Below are 9254 nucleotides of genomic sequence, written 5' to 3' on the forward strand. Positions count from 1 at the left end.
CGCGATCTAATGTGGGAGCGGGCTTGCTCGCGAAGGGCTCGACTCGGTATTAAGCCAACCTTATTCCATGTCCTTGAGCCACTCAGAGCTCTTGAACCACTTGTCATGGATGCGATCGTAGGTGCCGTCGTTGCGGATCTGGTGCAGGAAGTTGTTGATGAAGTTGATGCTGTCGTAGTCGCCCTTCTTCAGGCCGAACGCCAGGGGTTCAAAGGTGAACGGCTGATCAAGGAACACCAGTTTGCCGGCGCCGACCTTGTTCACGGCCACCACGTTGTACGGGGCGTCATAGACGAAGGCGTCAGCCTTGCCGTTGACCACGTCCAGAACAGCTTCCTGCTCGTTGTCATAGCCGTGGTACTTGGCTTTGGAGATCAGCTTCTTGGCCACCATCTCGCCGGTGGTGCCGAGCTTGGAGGTCAGGCGGTATTTCTCGTCATTCAGGTCTTTGTAGGACTTGATGGTGCCCTCCAGCTCCTTGCGGATCAGCAGGGTCTGGCCGACCACGATGAACGGTTCGCTGAAGTTCAGGCGCAGGTTGCGTTCCTGAGTCAGGGTCATGCCGCTGCCGATCATGTCGAACTTGTCGGTCAACAGGGCCGGGATGATGCCGTCGTAACCGGTGGAAATCGGCTCGAACTTCACGCCCATCGACTTGGCCATGGCCTTGAGGATGTCGACTTCAAAGCCGATGATTTCACCGCGTTTGTTGGTCATCTGGAACGGCATGTAGGTCGGGTCCATGCCGACTTTCAGCGTACCGCGCTTGACCGCATCATCGATGGCGCCGGCATGTGCCGCGTTGACCGCCACCAGTGCGGTGACGCCCAGCAGCAGCATCGAAAGATACTTTTTCATCATCAAGTCCCCTGAACTCATTTTCTTGTGAGGTCGGCGCGCAAAAGGGCTGCACCATTTCGGGGTGCGATCCTAACTCACTCACCGCCGGGTACAAAGGTTTCGCCGGGATTTGTTGCCAAGGTATGACAGAAAAGCCCCACAACCGTGCAGAGAAAGGCATGGCTAGACACCTCGACCCACGGCCCAGCCAATTGCTTGATGTGTAAGCAGTTATGACTACCAGCCCACTTCCGCCATCCAACCCGAGTCCTTGAACCACTTGTCATGCAGCCGATCGTAGGTGCCGTCCTGGGCCACCTGGTTGAGGAAATGATTGATCCAGTTGAGGCTGTCGTAATCGCCCTTTTTCAAGCCGAACGCCAGGGGCTCGTAGGTGAAGGGTTGCTCCAGCGCCAACAGCGCACTGTTCTGGGGCTTGGTAATGGCGATCAGGTTATACGGCGCATCATGGATAAACGCATCGGCCTTGCCCTCCACCACTTGGCGCACGCCTTCTTCAGGTGTTGGAAAACTGCGCAGCCGTGCAGTGCCGAGAAACCTTTTCGCCGCCGCCTCGCCTGTGGTGCCTTCGGCGGCCACGATCCGGTAACCGGCCTCGTTCAAGTCCTCGATGCTCTGGACCTTGTCGGCCAACCGAGGGTTCAGCAGCACGGTCTGGCCGACGATGATGAACGAGTCGCTGAAATTGAGGGTCAGGTTGCGCTCCTGCGTGACAGTCATGCCGCTGCCGATCAGGTCGAACCGGCTGGCCAGCAGGCCGGGAATCAGGTCGATATACGGTACCGAAACCAGCTCCAGCTTGACCCCCAGCGCCTTGCTCATCTCCCGAAGCAGGTCAATTTCAAACCCGACGATCCGGCCTTTCTTGTCGGTCATCTCAAAGGGCACGTAGGCCGGATTGGTGCCGACTTTCAACACCCCCCGCCGAACGGCCTCATCTATGGCTCCGGCATGCGCCAGGTAACCGTGGGAAAATGTGACGATGCCGAGCAGCAGCATCGACAAATACCTTTTGATCATGAAAAAAGCCCCTGTTCCATTAAACACTCCCACACCCGGCCACGCGCAAGTTCGCGTAAGCCGCAGGCTTCGAGTCAGATTTGGGGGGCGATGCTAACCCACTCGCAGGCACGGCAATATGCCTCGGAGAAGGGTCTTTTGTTTCGAAATAACAAGGAGTTAGCGCGATGCAGCAGAAGGGAAAAACAACGTAGGACGGTTATCGCAAACGCCCCCGAGGTGGCACCTCGGGGGCGTCGGAATCAGGCCGGTTGAGCCTGGGACGACAGCGGCTTCAATGGCAGCAATGGCGCATGCGGATCGGCCTTGACCGATTCGCGCCAGGCGCTCAGCCACTCGGCGTGGCCTTCGCTCCAGACCTGCTCGTGCAAGCGTGCCAGGGCGACCGGGTCGCTGAGCAAGGCCAGGCGTTCACCGTTGTTGAGGCCGGCCGGGCCGACTTTCAACGCGTGGCGAACCCGGTCAACACGCAGCCACTCAATCGGCTCCGCCTGCCCGTGACGGGAAGTTGCCAAGGCGCACGCCAGGGCGTTCTGCTGCGGATCGACCACCGCCCGCACAAAACCGTCATTGAGCGCATGCCAACGGTTTTCGTGGGTGTACTTGTCGGTCGACAACAGCGCCTGGGGCGGATTGTATTCCTCGGGGATCAGGAACAGGCTCTCGTCGCGAGACTTGAGGCCCAATTTGACCCGGCTGGAAATCACCGACACCGGAATCGACAGCATCAGCGAACCGACGATCGGCACCAGCCACCACAGGAAGCTTGGGTTCAACCACACCACCAGCAGCGCCCAGAAGAAGCCGAGCAGGGTCTGCGGACCGTGGCGCTTGACTGCCTCGCTCCATGGTGTGGAGTCGTCGTCACGCTGTGGCGAGTTCCAGGTCGCCGCCCAGCCGAGGAACGCGGCCAATACGAAACGGGTATGGAAAATCATCCGCACCGGCGCCAGCAACATGGAGAACAGCATCTCCAGCAGCATCGACAGGGTCACCTTGAACTTGCCGCCGAACTCTTTCGCGCCCTTGGCCCAGATCAGGATGATGCTCAGCAATTTAGGCAGGAACAGCAGCACGATGGTGGTGGAGAACAGCGCCACCGCCTTGTCCGGATGCCATTGTGGCCACAACGGATACAACTGGCGCGGCGCCATGAAGTACTGCGGCTCCATCAGTGTGTTGACCGCCAGCAAGGCCGTGGACAGCACCAGGAAGAAGAACCACAACGGCGCCGACAGGTACGACATCACGCCGGTGAGGAACACCGCACGGTGCACCGGGTGCATGCCTTTTACCAAAAACAGGCGGAAGTTCATCAGGTTGCCGTGGCACCAGCGACGGTCACGCTTGAGTTCGTCCAGCAGGTTCGGCGGCAGCTCTTCGTAGCTGCCCGGCAAGTCGTAGGCAATCCACACGCCCCAGCCGGCACGGCGCATCAGCGCCGCTTCAACGAAGTCGTGGGAAAGAATCGCACCGGCAAACGCACCTTTACCCGGCAACGGCGCCAGGGCGCAGTGCTCGATAAACGGCTTCATGCGGATGATCGCGTTGTGACCCCAGTAGTGGGATTCACCCAGCTGCCAGAAGTGCAGGCCGGCGGTGAACAGCGGGCCGTACACCCGGGTGGCGAACTGCTGCATGCGCGCATACAGGGTATCCATGCCCGACGCACGTGGCGCGGTCTGGATAATCCCGGCATCCGGCGTGGCTTCCATCAGGCGCACCAGGCTGGTCAGGCATTCGCCGCTCATCACGCTGTCGGCGTCGAGCACCACCATGTACTTGTAGTCACCGCCCCAGCGACGGCAGAAGTCGTCGAGGTTGCCGCTCTTGCGTTTGACGCGACGGCGACGGCGGCGATAGAAGATCTTGCCGAAGCCACCGGCTTCGCGGCACACGTCGAGCCAGGCTTGCTGCTCGGCGATACAGATGTCGGCCTCGTTACTGTCGCTGAGGACGAAGAAGTCGAAACGGTCCAGGTCACCGGTGGCAGCCACCGATTCGAACGTCGCGCGCAGGCCGGCAAATACCCGGGGCACGTCTTCGTTGCAGATCGGCATGACCAGGGCGGTGCGGGCGTCTTTCGGAATCGGCTCGTCACCGGCACTTTTACCGGAGATACGGTATTTATCGTGACCGGTCAGCAGTTCCAGGAAGCCCATCAGCGCGGTCCAGAAACCGGCCGAGACCCAGCAGAACAGAATCCCGAACAGCACCAGGATGCTGGTTTGCAGGGCGTAAGGCAGTACCTGGGTCGCGGTTTGCAGCAGGGTCTGGTTGCGGATCTCGTCAAAGTCGACGAAGGACCAGCCCTGGTACGGCATGATGCCTTTCATGTACCAGCCGGCAACGATCGTCTGGCCGAGCATCAGCACCAGCAGGATATAGCGACGAATTGAACCGACGGTGCGCCAGCGGGCGGCCGGCAGTACGCGCTCATCCTTCGGCGGGGCCGGTGGATTCGTGCGGCCGGTCAGGCGGCGCCAGCCACGCACCAGGATATTGGTGCGCCACGGCTCAGGCACGACCTTGGTCCGACGGATCGGCGGCGTGGCCTTGAGGCAAACCCGGCCGCTGGCGTCGAGCACCAGCATTTCGGCGTCTTGCAGCTCTTCGGCAGTGTTGAGGGTCAGCCGGGCGCCTACCGATGCCTGGGCAGCGTCGGCAGGTGCGTCGAACGTGGACGATGACAGGCGCTTGTGCAATTCACTGAAAGACTCGCAGCCCGCCAGTTCGGCGCGCTGCTCATCGGTCATCGGTAGATGCGCCAGGTACTCGGCAAGAGTCTCTGGCTGGACTTGAGAATTACTCATCGGCAGGCAACTGATAGCTCCAGGTTTCGGTCAGGACTTGCTCTGTCTTGGCCTGATCCTGGGTAGGGAGTGGTGTGGCTGGGGCAGCCGCTTCCGGCTGCTTGGCGTCCTTGTCCTTGGCGTCTTTCTTGGCTGCTTTCTCGTGCTGCTTGGCCAGGACCTTGTCGGCTTTCAACACTTGGGTCGAAACCTTCTCCGGTTCCGGCTGCACGATGTCCTGAACCAGAGCAGCACGCATTTCAGTCGGCTTGCCTGCGTCCTTGATCTTCATGCGCAGGGTCAGGCGCCAGCCTTGGGTGTGCGGGTTGTAGCGCACGCTGTTTTCAACGATTTCGGCGTTGTCGCCCACGCTGACCTGGCTGCGAACCGGTGCGTCAGCTGGCAGTTTCTTCAGGGACGGGCCCTCGAAGTCCACCAGGTAAGCCACGCTGCCGTCTGGCTGACGGATCAGGTTGGATTGCTTGACGTCGCCGGTGGAACGCAGGGTCTGCTTGACCCAGGCACTTTCTGGCGAATGGAACTCGGCGTCTTGCAATGTCCAGTGCAGGCGATAGGCAACGTCCAGCGGCTTGCCTGGCTCCGGCAGTGTTTCCGGGCTCCAGAACGCAACGATGTTGTCGTTGGTTTCATCGGCGGTCGGAATCTCTACCAGGTCGACGGAGCCCTTGCCCCAATCGCCTTCAGGCTCGATCCAGGCGCTTGGGCGCTTGTCGTAGTTGTCGTCGAGGTCTTCGTAGTGGCTGAAGTTGCGGCCGCGTTGCAGCAGGCCGAAACCACGCGGGTTTTCCACGGTGAAGTTGCTGACCGACAGGTGTTTGGGGTTGTTCAGTGGGCGCCAGATCCACTCGCCGTTGCCGGCATGGATCGACAGGCCGCTGGAATCGTGCAGCTCGCGACGGTAGTTGAGGACCTTGGACGGCTGGTTGGCGCCGAACAGGAACATGCTGGTCAGCGGGGCGATGCCCAGCTTGGTGACCTTGTCACGCAGGTACATCTGGGATTTGACGTCGACGATGGTGTCGGTACCCGGGCGCAGGATCAGGCGATAAGCGCCGGTGGCCCGCGGCGAATCCAGCAGGGCGTAGATCACCAGCTGTTTCTCACCCGGTTTTGGACGCTCGATCCAGAACTCGGTGAAACGCGGGAATTCTTCGCCGGACGGCAACGCAGTGTCGATCGCCATGCCGCGGGCAGACAGGCCGTAGACCTGGTCCTTGCCCACGACGCGGAAATAGCTGGCGCCGAGCATGGTCATGATTTCGTCTTGCTTGTCACCCTTGTTGATCGGGTACAGCACACGGAAACCGGCATAACCCAGCTGTTCGGTGGATTTGGGATCAAACTTGACGTCGCCGAAATCGAAGCGGGACGGGTCGTATTTGATTTCCTGAACGCTGTCGGCGGTGACTTCGTTGATTTTCACCGGTGTATCGAAATGCATACCCTGGTGGTAGAAGGACAGCTTGAACGGGGTGTTCTGATCGGCCCACTCGGCTTTTTCGTTGCGGAAACGAATTTTCTGGTAATCAGCGAATTTCATTTCGCGGAATTCGTTCGGCAAATTGCTGCGCGGAGCTTCGTATTTCTGCCCGGCCAGCTCTTTTGCCTTGGCCGACACATCATCCAGACTGAATGCCCACAGTTGACCCGCGCCGAACAGGCAAAACAGGGCAGAGCCCGTCACCAGTACGTTTCGTAACCGTTTGGCAGACAATTTTGGTGCATTACAGGGACTAACAATCACGAGCAACCCTCGCCGAAAACAGATCAAAAAACCAACGGCCAGCTATCTATATGCCAGGTTGGCGAGCATTGTTCCGACTCCCATGGGGCTAAATGATTCCCCAATGGCTATCGGACAAGTCTCTACCTAAGTCAAAAATGGACCAATTAACGCTGATCCCCGTAGCGCGCGATTATCTAGTAGCCCGCGTGACAACGCATCAGGGTCAGCGAAGTATTTGTAGCGAAAACCCGGTTTTTTGGGCATCACAAGTCGTTTTCAGTACATTCACGTCTGTAACAGGAAGGTGACCGGCCCATCATTGACCAAATGCACCTGCATATCAGCGCCAAAACGCCCTGCCGCTACCGTGCCATGCAATTGTTGCGCTTGTAACAGCAGATAGTCGAAAAGCGCCTCGCCCAACGCCGGCGGTGCCGCCGTAGAGAAGCTCGGCCTCAGCCCACTCTTGGTGTCTGCCGCCAGGGTGAACTGCGACACCAGCAGCAAACCGCCGCCTATGTCTTTCAAGGACAGGTTCATCTTGCCCTCGTCGTCGCTGAACACCCGATAGTTAAGCAGCTTATGCAGCAGCTTGTCGGCGCTGGCTTGCGTGTCCGAAGGCTCGACAGCCACCAGCACCAGCAAACCCTGGTCTATCGCCCCGACCACCTGCCCTTCTACCTCGACCCGGGCGCCGCGCACCCGTTGCAAAAGGCCCTTCATGCTTCTTCAGGCGGCAAATCAAGCAGGCGCCGTGCCATTTCACTCGCCGCACGCACCAGCGCATCGGTGATTCCGGGTTCGGAAGCCGCATGGCCGGCCTCGCGGATGATCTGCAACTCACTGTTGGGCCAGGCCTGATGCAGCTCCCAGGCATTGTCCAGCGGGCAGATCATATCGTAGCGGCCATGCACGATTACGCCAGGCAGGTGGGCGATCTTGTGCATGTCGCGGATCAACTGGTCAGGTTCAAGGAACGAGTTATTGGTGAAGTAATGGCATTCGATACGGGCAATCGACAGGGCGCGCTGGGGTTCGGAGAAACGCTCGATCAATTGCGGGTTCGGGCACAGGCCCAACATGCGCCCTTCCCACGTGGACCAGGCCTTGGCGGCGTGCATCTGGGCGATCTGGTCGTTGCCGGTCAGGCGCTTGTGGTAGGCGCTGAGCAGGTCGTGCCGCTCCTCCGCCGGGATAGGCGCCAGGTAGTCCTGCCAGTAATCGGGGAACAGCCGGCTGGCGCCAGCCTGGTAGAACCACTGAATGTCCTGGGGGCGGGCCAGGAAAATGCCCCGCACGATCAGGCCGTGCACACGCTCCGGGTGGGTTTGCGCGTAGGCCAGGGCCAGGGTCGAGCCCCAGGAACCGCCGAACAGCACCCATTTTTCGATGCCCAGGTGTTCGCGAATCCGCTCAAGGTCGGCCACCAGGTCCCAGGTGGTGTTGTTTTCCAGGCTGGCCCGTGGGGTGGAGCGCCCGCAGCCACGCTGATCAAAAGTAACAATTCGGTACAGATTGGGATCGAAATAGCAGCGGCTATTGGCATCACACCCGGCGCCGGGGCCGCCATGGATGAACACAACGGGCAAGCCTTCCGGGGAACCGCTTTCGTCGACGTACAGGACGTGGGTTTCATCGACGGCCAGATCGTGCCGGGCGTAGGGTTTGATCTGCGGGTACAAAGTCTGCATTGCGCGCTCCGTAAGGGGTCGAGTTCATCCCTGGGGGGACGTCTATTATTTTGCCGTCTGGCATCATAAACCCGAATTGTGCAATGAGCATGTCCTCGTGGACCTAGACCTGTGTCAGCAGAACACCACGCAGGTAGTCCAGCAGATAAACGTACAGCCGGTCGACCTCCAACACCTGGCCCCGGGCCCGCAGGCAGCCGTGAACCAGGCCTTTGCCGGGATACAGCGTGGCCGCCACCCCGGCGCCTTGCAGGCGTTCGGCGTAGAGCATGCCGTCGTCCCGCAACGGGTCGAACTGGGCGACAGCGATCAAAGCCTGCGGCAACCCGCTGAAATCCACGGCCAGCAATGGCATGGCGTAGGGCGACGGCTTGTCCGGCCCACGCAGGTAAAGGGCGAGGTAGCACTCGGTGTCGGCGGTACTGAGCAGCGGCGCGTCGACGCAATCGCGGCGGGACGGCAGGTCGGCGGGGCCGCCCAGGCCGGGGTAGATCAGGACTTGCGCCAGGGGCTGCGGCTGATGGTCATCCCGCAGGCCCAGGCACAGGGCCGCCGCCAGGTTACCGCCGGCGCTGTCACCCGCCACCACCAGACGCTGAAGGTTGATCGGCTGGGGCGCTTCGCCCACCTGGATCGCCTGCCAGACCGCACGGCAATCCTCAAAGGCGGCCGGAAACGGGTGTTCGGGTGCCAGGCGGTAATCGATGGCGATGACCAACACTTGCAGTGAGTCGGCCAGTTCAGCACACATGAAGTCATGGGAATCCAGGCCGCCGACCACCCAGCCGCCACCGTGCATATAAAGGATGCATGGCCAGCCGCTATCAGGGGTTGGCGTCGCCGGTTGATAAATGCGTACGCCCACGCCACCCAGGGAAACGTCTGACACCTGTAACCCTTCGGGCCGCGCCGGGGTGAACGCCTGGCACATGCGGTCGTAGCCTCGGCGCAATCCGGCCAGCGATGTGTCGTCGCTGGTGAAGGATTCGGTTTTTTCGACGAATGCGCACATCTGCGCGGAAATCGGGTAATGGGACATCGAAGGATCGTCCTGAAGATAAGGATTTAACAGCCGCCACGAATGCAATGTGGGAGCGGGCTTGCTCGCGAATGCGGTCTATCAGTCAATACTTGTGTGGCTGA

Annotated in this window: 6 protein-coding genes and 1 pseudogene; all 7 read right to left on the reverse strand. The window is 60.4% G+C overall.

Going from position 1 to position 9254, the window contains the following annotated elements; genetic code table 11:
• Positions 1-60: 60 nt before the first annotated feature.
• On the reverse strand, positions 61-858 hold the full coding sequence (locus ACW9I6_RS27375) for a transporter substrate-binding domain-containing protein (RefSeq protein WP_003209284.1): 798 nt from the start codon (positions 856-858) through the stop codon (positions 61-63).
• A gap of 219 nt (positions 859-1077) precedes the next feature.
• The gene (locus ACW9I6_RS27380) at positions 1078-1881 is read right to left on the reverse strand and encodes a transporter substrate-binding domain-containing protein (RefSeq protein ID WP_102605846.1); all 804 of its coding nucleotides are present in this window, start codon (positions 1879-1881) and stop codon (positions 1078-1080) included.
• A gap of 237 nt (positions 1882-2118) precedes the next feature.
• Positions 2119-4694, reverse strand: a pseudogene (gene mdoH, locus ACW9I6_RS27385) (glucans biosynthesis glucosyltransferase MdoH); the annotation flags it as partial.
• On the reverse strand, positions 4687-6438 hold the full coding sequence (locus ACW9I6_RS27390) for a glucan biosynthesis protein G (RefSeq protein WP_008439280.1): 1752 nt from the start codon (positions 6436-6438) through the stop codon (positions 4687-4689). The pseudogene mdoH and the gene ACW9I6_RS27390, both read right to left, overlap by 8 nt.
• A 267-nt stretch (positions 6439-6705) precedes the next feature.
• On the reverse strand, positions 6706-7143 hold the full coding sequence (gene dtd, locus ACW9I6_RS27395) for a D-aminoacyl-tRNA deacylase (RefSeq protein WP_087692908.1): 438 nt from the start codon (positions 7141-7143) through the stop codon (positions 6706-6708).
• Entirely contained in the window at positions 7140-8111 is a 972-nt protein-coding gene (gene pip / locus ACW9I6_RS27400; RefSeq protein ID WP_008439282.1) for a prolyl aminopeptidase, read from the reverse strand. The genes dtd and pip overlap by 4 nt, the downstream gene beginning before the upstream one ends.
• A gap of 103 nt (positions 8112-8214) precedes the next feature.
• A complete protein-coding gene (locus ACW9I6_RS27405; protein ID WP_177028685.1) occupies positions 8215-9150 on the reverse strand; it encodes an alpha/beta hydrolase in 936 nt (311 codons plus the stop codon).
• Between the last annotated feature and the right edge of the window lie 104 nt (positions 9151-9254).

It is taken from the genome of Pseudomonas sp. SDO5522_S412, from assembly GCF_054071215.1.

What these genes read in the sequence shown, in the direction of transcription:
- ACW9I6_RS27375 (WP_003209284.1), bottom strand. Translation starts at nt 858, where the DNA reads ATGAAAAAGTATCTTTCGATGCTGCTGCTGGGCGTCACCGCACTGGTG.
- ACW9I6_RS27380 (WP_102605846.1), bottom strand. Translation starts at nt 1,881, where the DNA reads ATGATCAAAAGGTATTTGTCGATGCTGCTGCTCGGCATCGTCACATTT.
- dtd (WP_087692908.1), bottom strand. Translation starts at nt 7,143, where the DNA reads ATGAAGGGCCTTTTGCAACGGGTGCGCGGCGCCCGGGTCGAGGTAGAA.
- pip (WP_008439282.1), bottom strand. Translation starts at nt 8,111, where the DNA reads ATGCAGACTTTGTACCCGCAGATCAAACCCTACGCCCGGCACGATCTG.
- ACW9I6_RS27405 (WP_177028685.1), bottom strand. Translation starts at nt 9,150, where the DNA reads ATGTCCCATTACCCGATTTCCGCGCAGATGTGCGCATTCGTCGAAAAA.